The 22804-nt window shown below is 36.7% G+C and carries 23 protein-coding genes; 13 read left to right on the top strand and 10 right to left on the bottom strand.

Annotated elements, in window-relative coordinates; all coding sequences use genetic code 11:
• Positions 1 to 23: 23 nt before the first annotated feature.
• The 6 genes from AAGR22_RS17565 (at position 24) to AAGR22_RS17540 (ending at position 6510) form a co-directional block, all read left to right on the top strand.
• The gene (locus tag AAGR22_RS17565; protein ID WP_210496472.1) at positions 24 to 434 is read left to right on the top strand and encodes an H-NS family nucleoid-associated regulatory protein; all 411 of its coding nucleotides are present in this window, start codon (positions 24 to 26) and stop codon (positions 432 to 434) included.
• A gap of 615 nt (positions 435 to 1049) precedes the next feature.
• Positions 1050 to 2252, top strand: a complete 1203-nt coding sequence (locus tag AAGR22_RS17560) for a site-specific integrase (RefSeq protein WP_345828746.1) — start codon at positions 1050 to 1052, stop codon at positions 2250 to 2252.
• The gene (locus AAGR22_RS17555) at positions 2252 to 3784 is read left to right on the top strand and encodes a site-specific integrase (RefSeq protein ID WP_210496475.1); all 1533 of its coding nucleotides are present in this window, start codon (positions 2252 to 2254) and stop codon (positions 3782 to 3784) included. The genes AAGR22_RS17560 and AAGR22_RS17555 overlap by 1 nt, the downstream gene beginning before the upstream one ends.
• A complete protein-coding gene (locus AAGR22_RS17550; protein WP_210496477.1) occupies positions 3777 to 5609 on the top strand; it encodes an integrase in 1833 nt (610 codons plus the stop codon). The genes AAGR22_RS17555 and AAGR22_RS17550 overlap by 8 nt, the downstream gene beginning before the upstream one ends.
• Entirely contained in the window at positions 5587 to 6009 is a 423-nt protein-coding gene (locus AAGR22_RS17545; protein ID WP_210496478.1) for a hypothetical protein, read from the top strand. Before AAGR22_RS17550 ends, AAGR22_RS17545 begins: the two co-directional genes overlap by 23 nt.
• Positions 6010 to 6096: 87 nt before the next feature.
• Entirely contained in the window at positions 6097 to 6510 is a 414-nt protein-coding gene (locus AAGR22_RS17540) for a hypothetical protein (RefSeq protein WP_210496480.1), read from the top strand.
• Between the two features lie 44 nt (positions 6511 to 6554).
• Here AAGR22_RS17540 and AAGR22_RS17535 read toward each other — a convergent pair whose 3' ends face one another.
• Both AAGR22_RS17535 and AAGR22_RS17530 read right to left on the bottom strand, forming a co-directional pair.
• Positions 6555 to 7718: a hypothetical protein gene (locus AAGR22_RS17535; protein WP_210496481.1), complete on the bottom strand. Its 1164-nt coding sequence runs from the start codon at positions 7716 to 7718 to the stop codon at positions 6555 to 6557.
• A 68-nt stretch (positions 7719 to 7786) separates the two neighbouring features.
• Positions 7787 to 8269 (bottom strand): type VI secretion system tube protein Hcp, encoded by a 483-nt coding sequence (locus tag AAGR22_RS17530; protein WP_210496483.1) that lies wholly within the window; start codon positions 8267 to 8269, stop codon positions 7787 to 7789.
• A 76-nt stretch (positions 8270 to 8345) separates the two neighbouring features.
• Here AAGR22_RS17530 and AAGR22_RS17525 point away from each other — a divergent pair, with 76 nt between their 5' ends.
• Positions 8346 to 9155, top strand: a complete 810-nt coding sequence (locus AAGR22_RS17525) for a DUF4225 domain-containing protein (protein WP_210496484.1) — start codon at positions 8346 to 8348, stop codon at positions 9153 to 9155.
• Here AAGR22_RS17525 and AAGR22_RS17520 read toward each other — a convergent pair.
• The 5 genes from AAGR22_RS17520 to AAGR22_RS17500 form a co-directional block, all read right to left on the bottom strand.
• A complete protein-coding gene (locus tag AAGR22_RS17520; RefSeq protein ID WP_210496486.1) occupies positions 9152 to 9478 on the bottom strand; it encodes a hypothetical protein in 327 nt (108 codons plus the stop codon). The genes AAGR22_RS17525 and AAGR22_RS17520 overlap by 4 nt on opposite strands.
• A 145-nt stretch (positions 9479 to 9623) precedes the next feature.
• The gene (locus AAGR22_RS17515) at positions 9624 to 10196 is read right to left on the bottom strand and encodes a hypothetical protein (protein WP_210496488.1); all 573 of its coding nucleotides are present in this window, start codon (positions 10194 to 10196) and stop codon (positions 9624 to 9626) included.
• Between the two features lie 44 nt (positions 10197 to 10240).
• Entirely contained in the window at positions 10241 to 10843 is a 603-nt protein-coding gene (locus tag AAGR22_RS17510) for a DUF4755 domain-containing protein (RefSeq protein WP_210496489.1), read from the bottom strand.
• Between the two features lie 306 nt (positions 10844 to 11149).
• Positions 11150 to 12280 (bottom strand): relaxase/mobilization nuclease domain-containing protein, encoded by a 1131-nt coding sequence (locus tag AAGR22_RS17505; protein ID WP_210496491.1) that lies wholly within the window; start codon positions 12278 to 12280, stop codon positions 11150 to 11152.
• 10 nt (positions 12281 to 12290) lie between these two features.
• The gene (locus AAGR22_RS17500; RefSeq protein WP_210496493.1) at positions 12291 to 12683 is read right to left on the bottom strand and encodes a hypothetical protein; all 393 of its coding nucleotides are present in this window, start codon (positions 12681 to 12683) and stop codon (positions 12291 to 12293) included.
• A 222-nt stretch (positions 12684 to 12905) separates the two neighbouring features.
• On the opposite strand from AAGR22_RS17500, the gene AAGR22_RS17495 reads away from it, so the two are divergent.
• The 6 genes from AAGR22_RS17495 (at position 12906) to AAGR22_RS17470 (ending at position 19353) form a co-directional block, all read left to right on the top strand.
• The gene (locus tag AAGR22_RS17495) at positions 12906 to 13169 is read left to right on the top strand and encodes a hypothetical protein (RefSeq protein ID WP_210496495.1); all 264 of its coding nucleotides are present in this window, start codon (positions 12906 to 12908) and stop codon (positions 13167 to 13169) included.
• A 1151-nt stretch (positions 13170 to 14320) separates the two neighbouring features.
• Positions 14321 to 14593, top strand: a complete 273-nt coding sequence (hxsD, locus tag AAGR22_RS17490; RefSeq protein WP_210496497.1) for a His-Xaa-Ser system protein HxsD — start codon at positions 14321 to 14323, stop codon at positions 14591 to 14593.
• On the top strand, positions 14590 to 15984 hold the full coding sequence (hxsB, locus tag AAGR22_RS17485; RefSeq protein ID WP_210496499.1) for a His-Xaa-Ser system radical SAM maturase HxsB: 1395 nt from the start codon (positions 14590 to 14592) through the stop codon (positions 15982 to 15984). Before hxsD ends, hxsB begins: the two co-directional genes overlap by 4 nt.
• A complete protein-coding gene (gene hxsC, locus AAGR22_RS17480) occupies positions 15977 to 17089 on the top strand; it encodes a His-Xaa-Ser system radical SAM maturase HxsC (RefSeq protein ID WP_210496500.1) in 1113 nt (370 codons plus the stop codon). The genes hxsB and hxsC overlap by 8 nt, the downstream gene beginning before the upstream one ends.
• Positions 17086 to 17724, top strand: a complete 639-nt coding sequence (gene hxsA, locus AAGR22_RS17475; protein WP_210461740.1) for a His-Xaa-Ser repeat protein HxsA — start codon at positions 17086 to 17088, stop codon at positions 17722 to 17724. The genes hxsC and hxsA overlap by 4 nt, the downstream gene beginning before the upstream one ends.
• A gap of 18 nt (positions 17725 to 17742) precedes the next feature.
• Positions 17743 to 19353 carry a TIGR04141 family sporadically distributed protein gene (locus AAGR22_RS17470; RefSeq protein ID WP_210496502.1) on the top strand — a complete coding sequence of 537 codons (1611 nt, stop codon included), beginning with the start codon at positions 17743 to 17745 and terminating at the stop codon, positions 19351 to 19353.
• On the opposite strand, the gene AAGR22_RS17465 is transcribed toward AAGR22_RS17470, so the two are convergent.
• Genes AAGR22_RS17465 through AAGR22_RS17455 form a run of 3 tightly spaced genes read right to left on the bottom strand, consistent with a single transcriptional unit; the run spans position 19350 to position 22633 of the window.
• Positions 19350 to 20222 (bottom strand): plasmid partitioning protein RepB C-terminal domain-containing protein, encoded by an 873-nt coding sequence (locus AAGR22_RS17465; RefSeq protein WP_210496509.1) that lies wholly within the window; start codon positions 20220 to 20222, stop codon positions 19350 to 19352. The two genes, AAGR22_RS17470 and AAGR22_RS17465, sit on opposite strands and share 4 nt — an antisense overlap.
• Positions 20223 to 20230: 8 nt before the next feature.
• Positions 20231 to 21103, bottom strand: a complete 873-nt coding sequence (locus tag AAGR22_RS17460; protein ID WP_210496510.1) for a ParB N-terminal domain-containing protein — start codon at positions 21101 to 21103, stop codon at positions 20231 to 20233.
• Complete coding sequence (locus AAGR22_RS17455; RefSeq protein ID WP_210496512.1) at positions 21104 to 22633, bottom strand: recombinase family protein; 1530 nt, start codon at positions 22631 to 22633, stop codon at positions 21104 to 21106.
• Between the last annotated feature and the right edge of the window lie 171 nt (positions 22634 to 22804).

Raw genomic sequence — 22804 nt, 5'->3', positions numbered from 1 at the left:
ATTTTAAAATGGGAAGGTTCGCAATGAGCGAAGAATTTAAAGTGTTTAGTAATATTCGGACTTTAAGAGCACAATCACGTGAAATCTCACTGGATATTCTCGAAGAAATTCTTGAAAAACTGACATCAATCGTTGAAGAAAAACGTCATGAAGAAGAGTCAGGCTTGAAAGAAAGAGAAAAGAGAAAAGAAAAACTTGAAGCTATCCGTGAGCAACTTCTTGCTGAGGGAATCGACCCACAGGAATTACTTAGTAACTATGGGTCAAGCTCAACATCAGCAAAACAAAAATCAAGTCGCATTCCTCGACCTGCAAAATATAAATATACGGACGAAAATGGCAACGAGAAAAGCTGGACGGGGCAGGGGCGTACACCTAAAGCTATAAAATATGCTCTCGACACTGGTAAAAAGCTTGATGATTTTATGATCTAGAAAATTTTTTAGCCAACCCATTTCGTTGGGTTGGCCTTTCTTTACTTTATTTTTAATGAAATTCTTTTTAGTGCTAAGTTAAACCCCTTCTATTGATATCCCATTATTTAAAATTGGTTTTTATTTTTATAACTACCATCCTCACCCACGATTTCATGTTAGTAAAATATCAACTTTAAAAACCTTTTAATTATATCCTTAATTCGGTAGTGGACAAATAGGATGGTATATTAAATTTGACTAAGTGTTTTTGGTGTGCTAATTAAATAATAATTCTGATTAGAATTAATTTAAAAATGCAAGATATAAAGGATTTATTCAGGGGAATATTGCAAAATACTTTACTGAAATTATTTGAAAGTGAGATATACCAAGGGATAAAATAGTGAATAGTTAGTATTAGGTAAATAGAATAAACCTTCTATCTACCTTATACATAAATGCAATAATTAATTTAGATCCACTTGATATTACTGATTTTTTTAAGTAAAAAACAATAATTTCTTTGCAAGATACTTATAGGTCATTTTCTATGTAGGTTATACATATACCTATTTTGCAAGATTTTTTAGACAAAACTGGAACTGAAAAAATGTAAATAAAATAAGGAGACATATGGATAGAATAGTAACTAATACAATAATAATGGATACAGGGGAGAGATGTTGCATAATCACTGATAAAGTTTCAAAAGTGCCACTTTATTATCCATGTTTATATATATCATCAGAATTAAGAAAGAAGAACGAATCTATTTCAACTATTGAGCTACATTCAGCGAGTATAGCTTTGTTTTACAGGTTTTTAAATTTTAAGAAGATAGATATAGAGGCAAGGATCAGAACAGCAGAGTTTCTTAATCTTCAAGAGATTGATGGACTAAAAGAATTTATAACTAAGAGAATGAAAAAAGAGAAGGTTGCAAGTCTTGATAGTGGGTGCAAGGTTAATAGTAATACTCAGTACTTCAGATTAACAGCAATTATTAAATATCTTGAATGGTTATGTGACTTTTTCACAGTGAGTTATAAAAGAGATCACAAGCTTATCGAAAAGTTCATTGCGAAATTGAAAAGTCATAGACCTAAGATCAGATTCAGGAACCAAGATTCAGCAAAAGATAGAAACCTCAATCAAAATCAAATTAATATTTTGTTTGAGATTTTGAAAATAGGTTCAGAAATGAATCCATTTAATTCTGATGTTCAAAGGCGAAATAGACTAATGATACAGATTCTTTATAACTTGGGATTGAGGGCAGGAGAGCTACTAAACATCAAAATCGAAGATATTGATATAGGTTCTCAGACAATTTTTATAAACAGAAGAGCTGATGATCCTCATGACTCAAGGATTAAACAACCGCTCGTTAAAACATTAAGTAGAAAGTTGTCTATATCTGATGACTTAAGTCAGGAAATTTCCAATTATATTAAAGTCGAAAGAAGAAAGCACAGAATGAAAAAGGATAATGGTTATCTTTTTATTTGTCATAAAAAGGGAAATACCTTTGGAGAACCATTATCTATTCAGGCATATCATAAAATCATTAATGCCCTAAGGATTTCTTGCCCGGAACTTTCCAGAATGACAGGGCATAAATTAAGACACACCTGGAATTATGAATTTTCTTCAAAGATGGACCGCATGGAGAGTCCACCAAATCAATATGAGCAAGAACAAATGAGGTCTTTACTCATGGGCTGGAAAGAGGGTTCGGGGACTGCTTCTACTTATAACAGAAGATTCACCGAAAACAAGGCCGCAGAGTTAGCTCTGAATATGCAGAAAGATATGATTAATAGAGGAGGTGTTTAATGTTAAAAGTAGATGTTGTTAGTGAAGATAATGAGAGCGCTTATGAAGCTAAAACGAAAGGTTATTACTTTTCTCTAAATGATGAGGCATGGAGGCTAAGCCGAAATGTGACGGTAAATATTAAAATGGTTAAGGATGTAATTGATAGAGAATTAATGGAAGGATACTTAAAGGTGCTTAAATATCTGGCTTGTGAGTTAAGTCCTGCTTCAGTTAAATTAATAAATAATAATTTCAGGAGGTTTATTGTAAAGGTAAAGCCAAAGCGAGTTGATGAGTTTTCCCTTGTGAGGTTTAGAGGATCTGATGGCAAGAACAATAATATTATGTCATCGGTAAGGATACTCATAAAAAAATGGTATGAATTGGGCTACTCTGGAATAGATGAAGATGCATATGATTTCTTGTGTAAATTGATAATCCCTGACAATAAAAAAGGAGAAGTCGTAAGAAGAAGAGATCAAGTTAAAGGCCCATTTACTGATATCGAATTACAATCTTTTCTTGAAGCTTGCTATAGAGCATATGATAAGGGAAACATAGATATTACTCAATTAGCAATGGCTTTGCTGATAAGCGCAACTGGAAGAAGGCCACTACAGATTTCACAGATGAAGGTATCTGATATAAGAAGATTAAAAGTAAATGAGAACAGCTATTCTTATGTTATTAGCATCCCAAGGATAAAGCAAGGCTTGGGATTCAGAGAAGCTTTTAGAAACTTTCAGGTGACAAAAGAATTGTACGATTTACTCCGTAAGCAGTGTGATTTGAGCATCGAAAAAACTCGTAGCACACTTAAAAGAGAGTTAACTGATAAAGAACTTGGAAATACACCGCTATTTATATCAATGCAAAAGTTAGAAAGCTTCAAAATCAATAACGAACTGAGAGAAATATTTGTATCGGATAAAGCTCACGAATACTCTGTGAAGATAAATAAGACACTTACTTTTATTGCTAAAACAGAAAATATTATTTCGGAAAGAACTTATGAAAGATTAAATGTAAACCCTCGACGATTTCGTTATACGGTTGGCACAAGAGCTGCGAGAGAAGGTGCCAGCGAATTAGTCATTGCAGAACTATTAGATCACTCCACAACTCAATATACGGGGGTGTACGTTGAGTTTAATGCTGATCATGTTGCAAGAATTGAAGAAGCAGTGGGAAACCAAATGCAAAAATATGCTGGTTTTTTCCAGGGTAAAATTCAGGGTGATAATTCAATAAAGAAAAATGAATTAGCAATAAGGGATTTATCAGGGGAGGTCACTGGAGCATGTGGTGGTTGTAAATCATGTCAGGCTAATGTTCCAGTCCCTTGTTATACCTGCCATCACTTTCGACCATTTATTGATGCACCACATATAGAACTACGAGATCATTTATTAAAACAAAGAGAAAGAATCATGACTGATACTAATGATGAAACAATGAGTAAAACATTAGACAGAACAATAATGGCTGTAGAAGAAGTAGTAAAAAAATGTGAGACTTTAAAATTACAAAGGAGCAATAGATATGAATGAAAGTGATATAATCAATTTTAGGAATAGAACAGAAATCTTAGCAGAGAAAAATCTTAACGAATTTATTCTAAATTGCAAAGAACAACTAAGTGGAAATCTATTTGATAACAAATGGGAGAGTAATCATTGGAAGAAAATATTTAAATTTTCTAAATTTAAGATAAAGAATGTTAAGTTGGACTCGTTCAGTAAGGCAGAAGATCTTGATTACTCTTACATTGGGTTTTGCAAATCATATGTAGCATATATTTTTTGCTCTAATCTTAGAGGATTCGATAAACTAACTTTTCCCATTGTGCTTAGGGTGATTGAAAAAAATCTTTTAGCCTTAACTGGGTCTGGTGACATAAAATCACTAAACCCAGTAATTCTCGATGAATGCTTGTCAGACATTAATGAAAACTACACTAAAGGAGTTGCATATAGTTGTGGTAAATTTATGGAGAGATTGGTTGCTTTCCTGAATGAGAAAGAAATCCTTAATTGTGGATTAATGAAGTGGAGTAGTTACATCAGACCACCTGAATCAAGGCTGTCGATCTCTGATAATGCAGACAATGCCAGATTAGCGAAACTGCCTAATGAAAAAGCATTACGAGCAATTGGTGAGATCTTTTCTATGCATGATTATGACCTTCACGAAAGAGACCTGTTTGTTACTTCAGTGTTTGCATTGCTGATGTGCGCACCCAGTCGTATAACTGAAATATTATCACTTAGAGCTGATTGTGAAATTGTTGAAAAGAATAGGGAAGGAAAAGAATGCTATGGTCTGAGATTCTATTCATTGAAAGGCTTTGGGGCGAACATTAAGTGGATACCTGAAATTATGGTTCCTACTGCCAAACTTGCAATTAAGAGATTGTTAAAGTTATCTGAAAATTCAAGAGCAAGAAGTAAGATACTTGAGGAAGAGATGAAAAAAGAAGGAGGCGGAGAAATCTGGTTTGATAAGGAAAAGGATGTTCGCTTCAGTAATGCTCTTTGTGCTCTATTCGATAATCAGCTCAGCATGAAACGTCAAACTGGTAATGATTTGTTTAAAATAACAAATACCTTCTTCTCTAAAGAGTTAGGCTATTCAAAAATCAGTAAGCATAAGAATCTTTTCGAAAGGCATGGTTATCACGATGAGGATAATAAACCATTATTTCTCAGAACTCATCAAGCAAGACATTTACTCAACACTCTCGCCCAGAGAGGAGGCCTCGGAGAACTGGACATAGCAAAGTGGTCAGGTAGAGTGTCCATTACCCAGAACAGAGTTTATAACCACATCACTGAAGATGAAATGATTGAAAAAGTGAAAGCTCTGGGGATTAATCAAAATAACATAATTCCCTGCGATAGTGATGTGAATGAGAACTTTGAAATTTCAACTATTCATGAATTAAAAAATAAGTTAGAGCATGGTGCTGTTCATACTACTGAGTATGGATATTGTGTACATGATTATACTTTTGCTCCCTGTAGCAAATACTTTGATTGTATCAACTGTAGTGAGCAGGTATGTGTCAAAGGGGAGAAGCAGAAATTCGAAAGGCTCAGGTCCTTACTTGATACGACCAAAGACCTCGTTGATAAGGCTAAAGAAGCTATCAGTGAAGAGGAACTTGGGGCTGACAAGTGGTATCAGCATCAAACCAAGACACTTGAAAGAGTGAAGGGGATTGTTGCATTGATGGAAAATCCCGAACTACCTGATGGTTCGCTTATAAGAACACATGGTGACGATTTTTCACACCTGTCTCGGATTTTAGAAATGAAGAAGGATGACAAGATAACAAACAAGGAGAAAATTAATGGCCAAACACCTAACCAATAAAGATCTACAAATAATTATAAATTGTATTGCAGGTTGGCAAGGTTCAAAGCAGGGTAAGTTTACCTGGGAAAACCTTTGTGACTCTGTTACAGAGCTTCTGGGTAAGAGACCGACAAGACAATCCCTTAGTCAGCATAAAGAGATAGTTAGGGCTTTTGAGCTTCAAAAGAAGAACATAAAATCTGGAGCATCTGAAGTCAAAAGACCTGCAAATCTCAACATTGCTTCACAGCAGATAAAAAATTTGCAGTTGAAAAATGAATCGCTCAAAGAAGAAGTCAGAGTTTTAAAACAACAGTTCATAATATGGCAGTTTAATGCTTACAAATATGGTATTAAAGAACATCAACTAAATGCCCCACTAATACCAGTTGATAGAGAGAAATCTCATAAAGAGTAATATTATTAAGGTGAGAAAAGTTGATTTTAAAATAGAATACGTTATAAATAATATGTCACGGATGACAAACTAGCAAGGATGCTTACTATGAATGGATTACAAAGATATTTGCCAGATCAAAGGTTTTTGATTTTACTTAATAGATTCATAATTAGATATGATGAGTCTCAGTGTAATAAACAAAAGATTGTGCAGGATGCCTACTTATTTTGTGTAGGATATTTTTTGAAGTATCAGCAAGACTATGAAAATCCTCATTTGAAAGGGCCGAGTAATATTATTGCTGTTCTCTCATCTGCATTGCTTAGCCCTAATTTTCATACAATACCTGATACAGTTAGTTTGGAAAGAGTTCTTTATTATTATAAATTCATTGTTGAATATATAATATGGAATGATCACGATGTTGAAAAAATATTTAAGCAACAGAAAGTTAGTTTCGAACAACACTCATTTTCGATGAAAGAAAAATCAACAAAAAGTAAACTAAGGCAAATTTAAATGTTAAGGACCGTAATTACAGAAATAAAATTACGATCCTTTTTTTAGGTTGGGTTATTCCACTGAATAATTTTACTTTTGTCGAAAACGAAACATAATTGCATCTTTTTATCGAGATTATTTAAGGTGTTCTCATCGAAATCCTTGTCGAATATTGAAAATTTTCTTGCTTCCTTATATGTCTTTTTTATATCGACTGGGCAAACCAAGCTTATGTTTTTGTATGAAAAAAAAGTAATGCCTTTGATAGTGTATTTGTTATTTGCTAAATTTTTTTGCATATTCCAATTTGGATAATCAAAAATTTCTATAGGATAATCATCAGACTTAATTGTATAGTTATGTTCTCTAAAGTCTGTTACTCCTGATAATTTCATTGAAATGTCTATTATCATTATGGGGATTGGTTTAATAACAAAAGCAACCAGAATTAATAAAATAAGAGATAATCCAATCGATAAACATGTTCTTTTAAACGATGAGGGTATGTCTTTTTTTCGAAGAAATAGTGTTGCTGGAACCTGCGATATAATTATAATAGTTAATGAAACAAGAGCTACACTTGCAAGACTTTCAGGAGTTGAGTCATCATTAATTTCAACTAAAGGGATAAATAAGGATAGGGCAGTCATAGGAGTTATAGCTATCACTACAATTAACAACGATGTGAATATCAAATACCATTTGTATCTATATAGAGCTACACTGGTATATAAAGCTCCTCCTTTCAGGAAACTTTTATTAAAGAAGTACAAACAAAAAATATTCACTAAAGTCGCTGTTGCGAATAAGGTCCATATGTTTTTTGAAGTTAGTTCAAATAATGAATAAAATGCTATGAAAAAAATTGCTGTTGTTGAGAGTATAGATGTTATTAATATCGCTTTACTCGAATATTCTATTGTTTCAGGATAACGTTCACTCTTGTAAAATTTGTTGTTGAAGAACAGAATCATTAATGCGGATGGATTATAAAATAAAAGCATGAATAATATTATCGACATGATCAAAAAGAAGGCGATGATATCAAATGTTTTTTCACTTTCTAAAACCAAAGAAAAGACATCAAGACGTCCTAATCTGTTTAGATATATCCAAAGACTTGATGCCCCTAAACAGTAAATGATCCCAGCCAAAGGAACTAAACTTAATAATTTCATTACTATAGGAGAATTGAATCTAAGGGTGGTTTCTTTGTTATCAAGCATTTTCTGACCTTTATTAGTTATTCATCTGTAGCACCCTAAAGAGTGCTTTGAAGATTACTAATTGAAAATTAGCTTTCTTTATTCTCTTTAATGTTCCATGCCGATTGGGACTCAGCTCCCTTACCACCAGTAGAGGACTGCTCCCAGTATTGTGTTTTGACCTTAGAAGCCTGGAACTGGTAAGTCATACCTACGAGATCCCTTTGTGAAGACCCATTAAAAATTGCATTAGTAATCAATACTTCTTCAAGGGTGATACGACAGTATTCGATCTGACTACCTCCTGCTTTGCAGACTGATAGTTCGACTTTAGCTATATGTTTTCCGTTAGATACATACCGCATGATAGCTGGAGTTGCCTTATCAATCGGTGCTTGTGCACTGAGGTCAAGATATCTCACTTTACCAGCTCCACCACCACCGCCAACGGACATGTTACCGGGCTGGCTTGCACCCCATGTGAATGAGTCAATGTTAATCCATCCAGCATGATTACTGTCTTTAGCCTCGCCAGTGATGCCATCGATTTTCAGGTAGATGTCCGTGTTCATTCGAGCTTCCTCTTTTCGTTTTCAACTGAATCTGTTTAAATATATTACTGGATCTATAATCGCACAGGGCAAATGCATGGACAACTACCTCGATAAAAACAGATTCCTAAATTACTTTTTAGTCATGGCAAATGCTGAGGCTAATCAGTTAATTAGCCAAGCAAATTTTATCTCAGCGATCCATCTTAAGGACGGTTTTGCCAGATTGCAGTTTCAAAATGAGATCCAAAAATTTATTGATAATCAGATTCATACAATACGTAATTCAAAATCTGAAAATGAGTGCCAGGAATGTGTTCAAAATCTAAAGATTGAGCAAGATTACTTGTCAATCCAGGACCGTATGCTCAGAAGCGGTGAAGCCGTAGTTCATGCTTCAGTAGAATTGGTCAAAGGTTACCAGAACGAACTGGGTTATATCATCAATGGTATAGGGGTGGTTACTGGAGCTTTTCAGGTTGTAACAGGTGTTGGAATCTTTGTCGCTTCCTTTGTCACCGGGAATGTTGTTGGTGCCGGAGCAGGGTTGTTCCTGGTTATGCACGGAGCCAACTCTGTCGAGGAAAGTGTATACTCACTAATAGGCGAGAAAGAACATACTGGATGGGTTAAAGAGGGTTACATCGCTTCGGCTGAATTCCTTGGTTTCGATGCAACTACAGGCAGGGAAGCTTACACAGCAATGGATGTAGGACTCTCAGCATACGGACTATTGAAGTTTACTGTTAAGCCTGATGCTTGGAGATTGTTCAGAAACATACCAAGCGATTATGCCCGTCACTTTAACAATATAAGCAAAGCTTCTCTTGCTCTAAAAATTGTCAGTAATGGGCCTAATTTGAAGCTGATGTATGACCTTCACACCGGAAGAAATGAAAATCATTAAAGAGAATTTTTCTTTGCCTTTAAATATTTCATTGCCTTGTAGCCAAATTGCATTGGGATCAAAAATAATACAGATGCATATAAAATAATAGAAACTACAACGACACCAATAAAATGCCCATTATCATAGTTGACGACCGATGCCAACAAAGCGATAGTCATTAAAGATATTAAAAGTACTCCAGCATAAAATCGTTTCTTCAGTTCTTCCAGAAGAGTTAGGAAAGGCTTGTTATCTTTGTCAGAGTATTCTTGTAATATATTTACTTGGTTATCCGTAAATCCATACTTTTTAAGTTCTTCTCTGGTAATCGTTTCTGTCATGGCTCATCTCCTTCATCGCTTGATCTGATTATAACCTATAAGAACCAGTGAAGGAATTCATCTTTTATAAAGGTTTTGTTTAATGCTGAAGAAGGAATTCATGAGGAATTAGCGGGATGTAATACCCCGCTTTTTATCATATGCGTTATAGCTTAGTAACATCACCAGCTAAATCAATTACAGTAGAAAAGCTCTGGCTTTCAGTATACTGCGACCAGTTACTTACACCTGAAAAACTGCTGATTTTTGCGGTAACAGTAATCAATTCGTCTTTTTTAAAGCTGGCAATATCACTCTCTAAACCATCATAGTATTGGATATGTAAAACTCCCATACATTTCTTTGAATCAGTTGTTCGAAATAAAATTCCGTATTCACCATGAGTATCAGCACCCAGTGTCTTGGCACTGTTAAACTCTGACACCCTAAGGATTTTAGCATTCTGAATTCTAACAACCTTACCTGTCCATTTCTTCTCTGATATTGTGGTGTTGCTATCATGATCGTAACAAATTTTACCTAAACCACTGACTGACTTTGCAGAAGATAATGCAATGTTCTGACCGCCGTCCTGGGTTTTGGTTTTTTTACTTGTGCTTAAATTTTCATTTAGCGATTTTATCGACGAATCAATGGTGTTTACACCAGACTCAATTTGTTGGCATCCACTTAAAAATATAGCAATCAAAGCAACTAACAATTTTTCTTTATTTAGCATTGGTTTAATCCAGATTTTAGTGGAGTAGTTTCTACACCTAATAGTTATTTATTAAACACTTGATCGAAGACTTGCATCCAACTCTTAAGCTGAAGTTCAAGATCTCTCACACCATCTTGAGTATTGATATGCCCGCTTTTTGGGAAAAATCGAATGTGCCATTCTGGTTGCTGAACATCATTTACAGTTACGAAGAAGCCAGATTCATACAGGTTTTTGTTAGTGTTAATATTATTTAGGGTCAGGCTATTTAAACCGCCTCCAACAATTTCGCCTCCGTGTGATAAATTATATCTCCACTCCTTTACATCTGAAAGGTTATAAGTTTTTTGTTTGTTCTCTTCTTTTAAGAAAACTTTTCCTTTATTGGTATCAATGATCATCAATGAACTGAAATATTCATGACTGTAGATACCATCATTTTTTTCATTAAAATAATCCCTGGTGCTGGCATTCCACTTCTTAACTTTGAACTTCTTATAGGCGAACATCAAAAGCATAATGCTTACGAAAACCCAAATCATCGCAAGCTGAACTAAGCCTTGCATACCCAAAAAGAAAAAAATTACGATTGGTAAAGCGATAGCAATCCATACTCGCTTCATCATCAGGAAATTAGGCTGCTTAACTTCAGTCATTGTTGTCATAGAACCATCCAGTATTGTTTCGTTGGATTCAGAGCGCACGCATCCATCAGCTTATTTTGCTGATAAATCAGTGAGCTATATCGCTTCATTTGAAGTTACATTACGGCCAGTAATGAGTGTCTAGCAAATCATTTGTACCGATCGATCAGATCTTTTTGATAGCCATAGACTATCATGATGGTAAAATTGATCTGTAAAAACGATCGATCGGTGTTTCCTATCAATATGATTATTAATAAGAATAGATAGCTCATTTGACTTAATGCGTCGTTTTAAATTACTGATAACTAGCAGGTTTAAGAGGCATCAAAAAGAAAATCTTTTTTTCCCAGTAGTGCTTTCTTTGATGATTGCGAGTAGTTCTTTATCGCCAAGGTTTTGGGTGGGGGTAACGAAGGGGAAAGGTTTCATCTTGATTGACGGCTTGAGAATGCTCAGACCCGTTGCTTTCAAGGCCTGGATAATCTGCTTCAGGTATGGCACCCATAGTAGCCAGCGAACCCTGCCATTCTGTTTGATATTCGGCTCCTCAATATGTGGAATAGCAGGGGAGTGGAACATTGGCTCGTCATATATGTTAGCCAGTCTTTCTATTGCTTCTGACTCCTCCTCAGGCAACCCTGCATCATCAATCACATGAGGCTCGACAGTAGCGGTGAGGGTAACCTTCTGGCTCAGACTCGACCATGAGTAGGCTTTACCTAACTGGGAGGCTTTGAAGGCGATTCCTGCATACTCAAATGAGAAACCATTCATTTTACCCGTGGAAGCAATGTTCGCTTTGGCTGTTATATTTTGCTTACCGAGTTCATAGATGAAATCGTCAATGGTGATGGTGCCATAGAAACTCAGCACAGCCTCAATTGCTTCCTGAATGATTTTCTTTGGTGCTTTGTTGCCTATCCTTGCTTCCATCATTTCTTCATTCCTGCCAGCTTTCCTGACTTTGGGTGCTGAAGGAGGAGATGGACCTTTGGTTCGTGTAAGCAGATGATCACGCTCAAGCTCATGAATGATCTTGGTGCTGATGAGGTTCTCATTTCTGCCGAGGTAGAGCTGGCCATCAGGTATACGGATGCGAGAAGCAATTATGTGTATGTGCTGGCCGGCCTCGTCATCATGGAGGACATAGCAACGGAGATGAGTATCACTGAAGCCCATTCGCTTCATATAGTCGTCAGCAACAAGCTTCCACTGCTCATTACTGATTGAATCTCCTACAGGAAGGCGAAGAGAGTTGTGCCAGACAGGTTTCTGCACATCTGGGCGGAGCTTCTGTGTTCGCATGAACTCAACAGTCACCTCATCGACAGATAAGCCAATCATGTTACCGCCGATTATTACAGGAGCTGTTTTGTGATGAGATGCTGGGGCAAGTGCATATGAGACAACACCTTTGAAGCACTTACCCCTGCGGATTTTTTGCATTCCTTTCACGAGCGGAAAATCACTTATCGAGTGAGAGCAGGGCATCTCTCACATGAGATAGCTTCAGCCTGAGAGTATCGACCTCATTACTTAAAGGCTGAGCATCCGATCCGCGACGAATAAGAAATGAAGTGAGGTCATTCAACTTTTGCAGAGAAGCCGTCAGTTGATGCCAGGCTTCTTTGTTCACTTCTGGAACTAAGGGAGGCAATTGCTTGAAAGCTGAAGATCTCAGCCAACAGCTCCTGCTTAGCTGTCCTCTTGAATGGTTTAGTTTGCTCAGCTCAACCTCATTTAATCTGACAGTCACAGAGTATCTGCGAAGACGATTAGGCGGTAGCTTCTTTGCCATAGGATCATTGGTAAATGAAGAAGGAAACTCATCATCGAAAATAATATTTATTTTTTCCATATCAACTCCTTTTGATATTTAGGTTTAATAACAAGTCCGTTTGCTATATGTAATAAATACCATAAAGATCAATAGTGTCAATGGGTTGGCTTATGCTTGTGGGGTGGCTTTTATCTTTCTTTTTCAACCGAAGGGCAGAAAAAGCAAGGCAACTGAGCATCGCTCAGTTAGCCCTTGCTTTATTTAAAAAATATGTTATTCAATAGAAAAGAGGAGATAAGTATGATTGTAAATATAAATAAAGAAATAAAAATAAGCTGGTGTTTTCAAGGTATAGTTAAAGAAATAAAAAAAGTAGAATTGAGAGCGCCGAGTGGCAGGTTGTCCGCAAGAGTAATTTTAACCGTAACATCAGATTTCAGAGAAGATCAAAATTTCATTTATTACGAAACTGATGATGTTAAAGACTACCTCAACAAAGAAGTAATCTTTATCGCCTCTAAGTCAGATTTGCTTGATATGAATGAAATACTTATTTTTTTATGATTGAAAATTTATATTGAGAATTTTGACTGTTTTTGCAACTGTTTTTTAATTATAGTGGTTAATTCGACAGGGTTTATTTTAATAGAGTTGTTGACATATACTTGCATGATTTTATTTTTATCAAAATCATAAGTATAAATGTTAATGGATATGTTCGTCGGGTGGTTTTGATATGTTAAGGTCGAGGCATCCTGCTCGTAAGCCCATGCCAACATGCCAAGAGCATCATTGAGACTATAACTTACGTCGTATATAATAGTTGAATTTCTTGAGTCAAATATAAAGTAAACAGGAGGGTTAGTATTATCTACATGATCATATACAACGATAATATGGAATATGTTCACTATTCACCTCATAAATAATTTATTGATAAGTGCTAGAAAAAAATAAAAACGTGATATTAAATGCTAATGTCAAATTGACAACGTTGTTTAGCATACATTTATAGGGCAAAATTGCAGTGTTTGCAAACACTTTAATGAAAATTTAATATGAAATAAAAACTTGCATTTATTTTTTCAATTATTATAAATTTTATTGTTACACTTATTGAAAAGTATATTAAATAATAGCTAACATTTGAAAACTAATTTAGGTTTCATGCCGTCTTGTAATCTACATCCTTGGCACCATGACTGGACGATTAATCTACCATCACCCATATTTCTCATACCAAAATCATCATATTTGTAGAAAACATGTATGCCTGCATTGCTGGAGCACGAAGGGCAACTTTTGAACACCTCGCCATTTCTCTCAATAACCACAGAATCATGCAGTGACTGTTGAAATGTGGAACAAACATTTTCTGCGGTTATCTCAGGCATTAGAGGGAGTCTCCATCATTACATTGAAATCAATAGCTTAGGTAAAAGTCCTTATTGGTCTAAATGCAATCAAATCATTAATTATAGTAATCATACTGACATGCATCATAAAACTTTTCAAAACAAATTTACATTTTGATCCATGATGATTATTATTGCAGAATAAGAATCTTCTGTAACTCAATAAAATAAAATGTAATAAAAACAAATGGTTGTTTGATATTGCTGTTTATGGTCATTTTTTTCGAGGTTTATTGCTTTCTTTGAAAGATAAACAAAAATTTTTGATTCCTTCCTTGATACTTTCTGGATGGTAATGTTATGCAAAAAAACATATCAAAAACAATGTATTCTGAATGGGTGCTTCGTAACAGCCTCTATTGGATGAGTGCTGTTACCCGCTGGAAGCTTGATGAAAACGATCAGAACTGGCTCGTTTCGTTCGAACTCTGGAACGACGAGGTTGAGTTCGAGTTTGAGCGATTGCTGAATGATTACAAGCTCAGGGAGAAGCTTCAGGCACATACAGGACAGGTCAGGGCTTCTATCATCGACAATGTTTTGAGGAGCATCGATACGAGACTCTCTCAATGAACACTATGCCATTCAACTTTGACCGCCTGAGCAATGGCAAAGTCTTCATCAGCAACCTTGCTGGCTTTCACAGCTTCGTCAATGACGAAGAGCTACATCTTCTTGCCGATAACAAATTTCCTTCTGAACAAACAACCTCCCGGCTACTTGAAAGCAGATTGTTCATTGCAGACGATGCGAATCAGGCAGTTTCAAAAGCCTCACTTAGTTCGGCCTTTGCCAAGCGACTGATGAACGAACTGGCCGTCAGACCAATCTTCATGATTGTGCCGACTCTCAGGTGCGATCACACATGCAAGTATTGTCAGGTCAGTAGAGCATCGGTTACCGCTGACGGCTATGACCTGAACCCCGGACTGATACCACAAATCGTCAGCACTATTAAGAAGCTGGGCACTTCACCTTACAAAATAGAAGTTCAGGGCGGAGAACCGCTTCTCAGGTTCGATATCGTCCAGTCAATTTACGAGGAGTGTGTGAGTTCGTTAGGTAGTGATGCTTTTGAAATGGTTATTGCCACGAGTCTCTCAATACTCGATGAAAGTATCCTCTCTTGGGTTGAAGACCGGAATATCACCTTTTCTGTGTCTCTTGATGGTAATGAAGCCGTCCATAATAAAAACCGTATCCTCACCGATTCTCAGGCTCACAACAAAGCCGTCACGGGCATTAGAAAAATCACAGAAGAGCTGGGAGCAAACCGGGTAGCTACGGTAACCACAGTTACTAAGGAGCTGACAAAAGAGCCAGCTTCCATAGTAGATGCTCATCTGTCTCTTGACCTAACCGACATGTTTATCAGGCCGGTAAGTCCTTATGGGTTTGCTCAGAAGCAGAGCTTCACTCTTTCAATGCCTGAATATTTTGATTTTTATAAAGAGTTGATGCAGGAAGTGTTGATTCAGAATCAGAAGGGCATACCTGTCGTTGAGCACTCAGCCTCAATCCATCTAAAGCGGATTTTCAATCCAGGCTTCAGTGGTTATGCAGATCTGAAATCACCAAGCGGAGTCGTGCTGAACTGCATCCTGTTCAACTATGATGGCAAGGTCTACGGTAGCGATGAAAGCCGTATGCTTCAGAAAGTAAACCCGGAAGCAGATTTCAGTGCAGGAGAGTTTGCCTCACTGTCATTCAGTAGCAACGAATATTACCGTTCCGCTCTCTCATCATCATTTAACTTTGCCATGCCGGGTTGTGACACGTGTGCATATCAGCCTTTCTGTGGAGCAGATCCTTGTCAGAACATCAGTGTTCATGGCGAGCCTGTTGGTGACAAGAGTCGGTCAACCTTCTGCCAGTATCACAAAGGGATGTTCCGCTTCCTGCTGAATGAAATCTCTCAGGATGGACCAATGACTGAGATGCTCAAAAGGTGGGCTTATGTCTGAGGTGCTGAGAAACGATATTTTTCGGTTTTCATCGGACTTGCCAGTTCATCAAGGCTTCTATCGCCTATGCAAAACCAAGCCCGAAAATCCTCAATTCTATCTGCCAAATTTGCTTGTCACTGCAACACAACTCGATTCCAGACTGCCTGTATATTTTGCAGACTCGATTGTGAGCCGGGAACTTTTCGATTCCATTGAAGATGGTGACATTGGGATCGTCAACAACGGCAACATGCTCCGGGTAATTCTGTCCCGTAGAGCAAACCATAACACTGTCCTGGTCACTGAAAGGTGCAACAACAGTTGCCTGTTTTGTTCTCAGCCTCCTAAAGCTGGAAACGATGACTGGCTTCTCAACCAGTCAGCTCTCGCTATCGCTTCCTTCTCTCTGAATGGAGTAGTGGGAGTGAGCGGGGGAGAGCCTTTGCTCTACGGCGAAGACTTACTGCACTTCCTCGATTTCATCATCGAGAACTCTCCTGATACAGCTCTGCATGTTCTAACCAACGGACGGAAGTTTGCTGATGTCAGCTTCACTCAGCAGATGAAAGAACGAAGCGAAAAGATCAAAATCACTTTTGGCATTCCTCTTTATTCTTCAAGAGCAACAGTTCATGACTATCTGGTAGGAAGCGAGGGTGCATTTGATGATACCGTCAGGGGGCTGATCAATGCTGGTAACTCAGGGATTAACATAGAACTGAGAGTCATCCCTACTCAGGCGAACTATACAGAGCTTGATGACATCGTTGAGTTTGCTGGCCGAGTGTTCTCTAACATTAACCAGATCTCCCTGATGGGGTTAGAGTCGATTGGATGGGCCCGTAAGAACTGGTCATCAATCTTCATAGAGCACGACAACTACAGCGAACAAATCCTTTCGGCTTTAGACACTGCACACAGGTCAGGTATCCCTCTTACCATCTTCAATTATCCATTATGTCACCTTCCTGAAAGGGCATGGGGCTTTGCTACACAGTCGATCTCTGACTGGAAAAATTACTATCCAAAAGAATGTGATGAATGCACTCAGAAGTCTTCCTGTGCTGGTTATTTCAGTTCATCAAAAGGCCGTTTTCATCAACCTCCGAGACCAATAATATGAAAAAATTTAATTTCGCTGCTCTGCTTCCTGGATTTTTGGCTCTTAATAACTCTGTTTGGGCAAGTGATTCATCTACTGGTGCCAGTGACTTACCTGGTATGACCCTGAATGAGCATGATTTGGTGATAGCCCCTCTCAATACCGAAGTGCCGTTCTACATTGCAGGACACAGAAGTCACAGTTCTCACCGTAGCCACAGCTCACACCGTTCTTCATCAGGCGGTGGCTACTATGGTGGAAGCACCCCTTACTATCCCAAAACATACAGCTCACCAAGCACCTCAGATTCATCCAGTTCAGGAACTCGTTCGTCATCGTCTTCCTCCTCCACTGTCCGTTCACTTCGCTCTAATGATACTGATAGCTCAACTACAACAAACTCACCAGGAACCACAGGTGCCAACCGTGCAAGTAGTGGGCTGACTTCGGATACAGAAAAACGTAAGCGGTTAATCATGAGAGTGCAATTCGCATTACTCGATAAAGGCTTCTATAACGGTAATATTGACGGAAGTATGGGGCCTGCAACACGAAATGCCATCAAGAATTATAGAGTAGCGAATGGATTGCCTACTCCAGCAAGAGAAACATTAGACACTGAGTTATTGAACTCATTAAATATACTTGCCCGATAAGATATTGGGAATAAAATAATGAAGATAAAACTTTCAATTTATAAAGCAAAGAGAATTACGGACGATATTGATCAAATTTTGAATTTGGAAAGGGTCCAAAAACCTATTGAATTTGAAATGAATGATGCAAGAGCATACCTTTATGCAAAGCAAATTTCAGACCCAGTGCTACCTGAGTGGACAACTTTATTTACAAGCCAAAAGGCGGACATAAAGCCCGATTTCTTCGGTATGAATAGTAGCACTGGAGCAGTTCTGGTTATAGAAGTTGATAACACGAGATATCTTATTCCGTTCGGAACCGGCCATCACTTAATCAATGATGACCGTATCGTCAAAGGTTTTGGTCTTAAAACAACATTAAACTGTATCGAGCATAAAAAAATCCGTAGCTTGGATAAAGGTAGTCATAACGAAACAAATATTCTAACTCGTAGTCAGAGCAGTAAGGAAGTTGATATATACAATCTCAAAATAGATTCTGAGATGGATATTCTAACAACCCTTACAGGCACTTCCACTGAAGACGTTTTAGGAAATAAAATAACGGGCAAAGATGCCTTTGTAATTGTTCCTGATGTTGACTTAAAATCAATACCTGAGTTATTAACGAAAATAGAATCTATTTATCAGTCACCTCTTCCTGAAGAATTTGAATGGGTTAATAATATCAAAGAAGCCGATGAGGCAGAAATTGAGATATTGGATTCTATTTTAATTGATTTAATAAAACAAAGAGACTTCAGTGACATATGGCTTGGTGAGCCAGAAATTGTGGATTGGGAAAATCAAATAGGATATTGTTTCGAGAGAAGACAAAGAAGTATTATTTATGAAAGCTTGTCAGTCGATCACATATGTGAATATTTTAATGGAAAAAATGCGGATGTTACTGTTGATGAACTTAAAAGAAGTTGCTTGCATGTTTTGAATGCCGATTATGAATCGATAAAGAAATGGTCTTTGTATAGATGCATTTATGCTGAAATAAAAGAAGGCGATCAAAACTATATCCTGCGAGACTCCATATGGTATGTGGCCGATAGAAAATTCGTAACAACAATTGATGATGAGATGAGAAAAATTCTACATTATGAGGAGTCTGATAAATTTCCGGTATACTCCTTTAAGAGAGAAGAAGACTACAATGAAAATGTGTGTCTTATTGACAAAACATTTACACATATGGATCAAAAATTTATTCATCACGGCGGGGGTAAAAGTAAAATTGAATTTTGCGACCTTATTAAAGATGCATCAGATTTTATCCATGTGAAATATTATAGTGGTTCACAAAGTATGAGCCATCTTTTCTCACAAGGATTTGTCGGTTCTGAACTTTTCATAAGCGATTCAGAGTTCCGAGGAAAACTAAATGAGAAACTCCCTGCCCATATAAAATTAGCTGATCATATGATACGGCCTGATGCTAAAAATTACAAATTAGTTTTCGCCATAGCTACCAATAAAAAACTCCCTGAAGATCTACCTTTGTTTTCAAAAATAAACTTGAAGAACTTTCACAAGAGCATCAGCAATTTTGGATACGAAGTCAGGATCTGCAAAATAGATGTAGATCCTAACATTTACAAAAGGAAGTTATGTAAACCCCAAAAGAACAAGCTTTAAGGTAACTTGTTAATGTCAGATATTTCAGTCAGTTCATTGAGATAATCGCTTTTGTTCCTTAGTAGCCAATGAAACACTTTTGGATTTTCAAGCAGTTTCTTTATATGAGAAATGATAATTGTCAGTTTTAAGCTATTGGAGCCGTATGTTTCTTTAATTTTTTGAGTGTCAAAATGAACTTGGGCCATTTCTTTTTCAAGTCTTTCTATTGCTTTTCTATTTGCAAGTCTTGAGTCTGATTTCTTTTTAGGTTGCTGGATTAAACACTCCGGGGAAGAGCTATGATAAAGAGAATCTGAAAAAAGTGTTGAAAAGTTTTCAAACTTTACCATCAAGTTCGCACATTCTATCTGTCTCAATGGAACCATTTTCTTTAAGGTTCTAAAGGTATTGAGCGGGATATCTTTATCGTTAAACAACTCTATCACTTCCGGGCAGATGCCTTTCAAAACTGATAGGTTAGATTTCAAAGACTCAACACTTATGTTCAATGCAGTGCAAAGCATTTCAACAGGAACTCCTACTCTTACTGCTTCTTTCAGCATTCGTTGAATCTGTATAATTGTTATCCGATTGACTTTTTTATTTGGAGTGTAGGTGTCGTATGTAGTCGAAATAAGGCAATTAACTTTATCTTCGCCTAAGTCTTTAAGAGCCTCAACCCTAAGGTGACCATCGAGAATTTTTACAGAGTTATCAGATTGATCAATGAAAACAAGTATTGGTTCGACTAAACCGATGGCTAAAATAGTGCTTTTTATTTGTGTGAATTTTTTACTGATTTGAAAGTTTGTAGGAAGCTTTTTTGTGTAAGTTAGATCAGTGAGTTTGAAACTTACCGATTTATCATTGAAGCAATATTTGATCATTTTACACCTCAATTAGCAGCGTTTTTAACTATGACTTTCACAACATCTTGTAAACTCTCTTCACTTACTATTTTAGAAAAACTCTCATTGCTGGTAAGTTCTTTGAATATCTGACCTGCAACGAGCAGTTTGATCTCTACATATTCAGCTTTATTTTTAATTTTTTTATGTTGGGAAATGTTGTCCTGATACAGTTGCTGTAATTCATCCGTGGTCATTTTCTTCCTTTTCTTGGCAACTCCAAAATTATTATTAATGAACCCCTTAAGACCTTCATTCCTTGAGTCGAGTATTTCACGAATTTTACCAACATCTTTATGTTTTATCAGACCTTCATCAAATGCCTTGATTAATAATTCCTGACCACCTTCGAAATCCACCCTTGCAATCTCGACAGCAAATGATATGGGTATGCATCCTGATTCAACCGCTGATAAAAGTTTGTTCTCACCTTTGTTAATAAGCATGGTTAAACTTGTAATCCAGTGCAAAGATAGCCCGGTAGAGTTCGATATCTCTTTATTAGTTAATCCTTGCTCAGTCATTTCTTTTATTCGTTGGAATTGTTCTCCCGCTCTTGGGATTACTCGGGTCATATTTTCGACTAAACTCATTATGTAAGCTTGGTTTTCGTCTATATCCAATATAAATGCGGGAACAAATTCCTCTCCCAGGGCTGTCAATGATTCAAGTCTGCCTTGACCGCAAATAAGTGCGAAATCGTATTTTTTATCAACAATTTTTCTAATGGTTATTGGTTTCCTAAGCCCACTTGCATCTATGCTTTCTGTTATTTCTGCATGTCGAAATTTGTTTCTTGACCGAGGAATTACCACCTTAATAGAAGATATTTTCACCATGTGTACATTTTGATCTTGCATTTACATTACATCCTTATCAGTTGATAACATATCAAAGAATGGCTTGATATCATTGAAACGATACATTTCGAATAAAAGGTTATTGTTGTCTTTGATTTTTAACTCATGTTCCAGAAATTCTATTGACGGTAAGATGTAATAATCAACAGGCTCAGTGTTGAGACTGTTCATTCTTGCAATGATGCTAATTTCTGGATTTAAACTCCTGTCCAATCGCACTACCCATCTATGTTTGTTTAAACCTGTTTTTTTACATCTTGAAAGCACAATAGAGAAACTTAAGGCTTTATTAACTGAAATCAGTTTATTTTCAAGTATCTTTACTTCACTGCTTATAATTTCATTTTGTATTTTGTTTACAATATCACTGTGCTTTTTTCTCAGGTAAGAGTTTATCTCTAAGTATTGATAATCTCGCTCAGGAGTATAGTCGATTAATTTATAGGCATTGAGAAGACCTCCAAAGCGGTTTGCAATTACACTGCTTGATGGAGTACTGTCCTCTTCATCTATAATAAATCCTGATATTTTTCCATGCTTGGAAAGAATTTTTTTCAAACAATCCAGGATCTTCTCATCGCTCATTTTTATAGAACGGTTATCGATAATTTCTTTAGCTAATCTGAATTTTTCTTCTGAAATAATAGGCTTAAAAAAAGAGTTATATTCAACCCAATCTTCTTCTGGGTTTTTAATCCTTTTTGTCTTTAATTTTTGTGAGGTCCGGTTGTATATGTATCTGCCAGTATATCTGCTATTGATAAGAACTGAGTGTATTCTACCTCGTGTCCATTCTGTTTTATCGCTGAATCTATACCCCTCCTGATTGAGTAGTGAGGCTATAAGATACTCATTTAATCCATCAAAAATGAACATATTGAAGATCTTTTTTATTAGCTCGATTTCTTTCTTGGTGCCAGGAACGAGGACTATTCTATCTGTTTGCAGGCTCTTTCTCTCACCATGAGCGAGTAGCATCTTCGGTTTGTTATTATTATCGAGTAACTTTCTTTTTAGCCCATATCCCGGTGTGCCACCTTGGTAATAGCCTCTCTTAACAAGATTCACATGCCCCGCAAAAACTTTTATTGAAAGATTTTTACTATATGCACCCGCCGCATACATAAGTGAAGACAGTATGAATGTTTCAGTTTCACTGTTTTCTGGTAGATTTTCGGCACAATAAATGACATCCACATTGTTCATTTTTAATAGGTATTTATAATAAATACCCTCCTGAGGATCTTTAAAACGACCGAAGCGACTAACATCGTATACAAGGACGGCATCGATATTTATTTCTTTCGTAAGAACATCGTTAACGAGTTTGTTAAAATCATGCCTTCCAGTTGTGGATACGCCACTTTTACCTGCATCATCATAAGTATGTAAGATTTCCATATTATGCTCATCAGCATATTTTTTGATGAATTGAGCTTGGTTATCTAACGAAAACTCCTGATGATTAGTAGACATCCGTAGATACTGGGCAACTCTAACCTTATGTATCTTATAGGTTTTATCAATCATTTTAGTGCCTTGATGAAACTACTTAAGAAATGAACTGGTTAAAAATTGATCATTTTTCAATCGCTTGCAACCTTTTTTTTCTTCTGCAAGGCTGATTTGGAGAATTGAAACCCACATTTCCTCAGAAAGAGCAAGCGATAAGAAGTTTTGAGGGAGCTGAAGCTAGAGGAA

The sequence above is a fragment of the Erwinia sp. HDF1-3R genome (assembly GCF_039621855.1).
GTDB lineage: Bacteria > Pseudomonadota > Gammaproteobacteria > Enterobacterales > Enterobacteriaceae > Erwinia.
The sequence above is the reverse complement of the archived record's forward strand: the minus strand, read 5'-3'. Positions and strand labels throughout refer to the sequence as shown.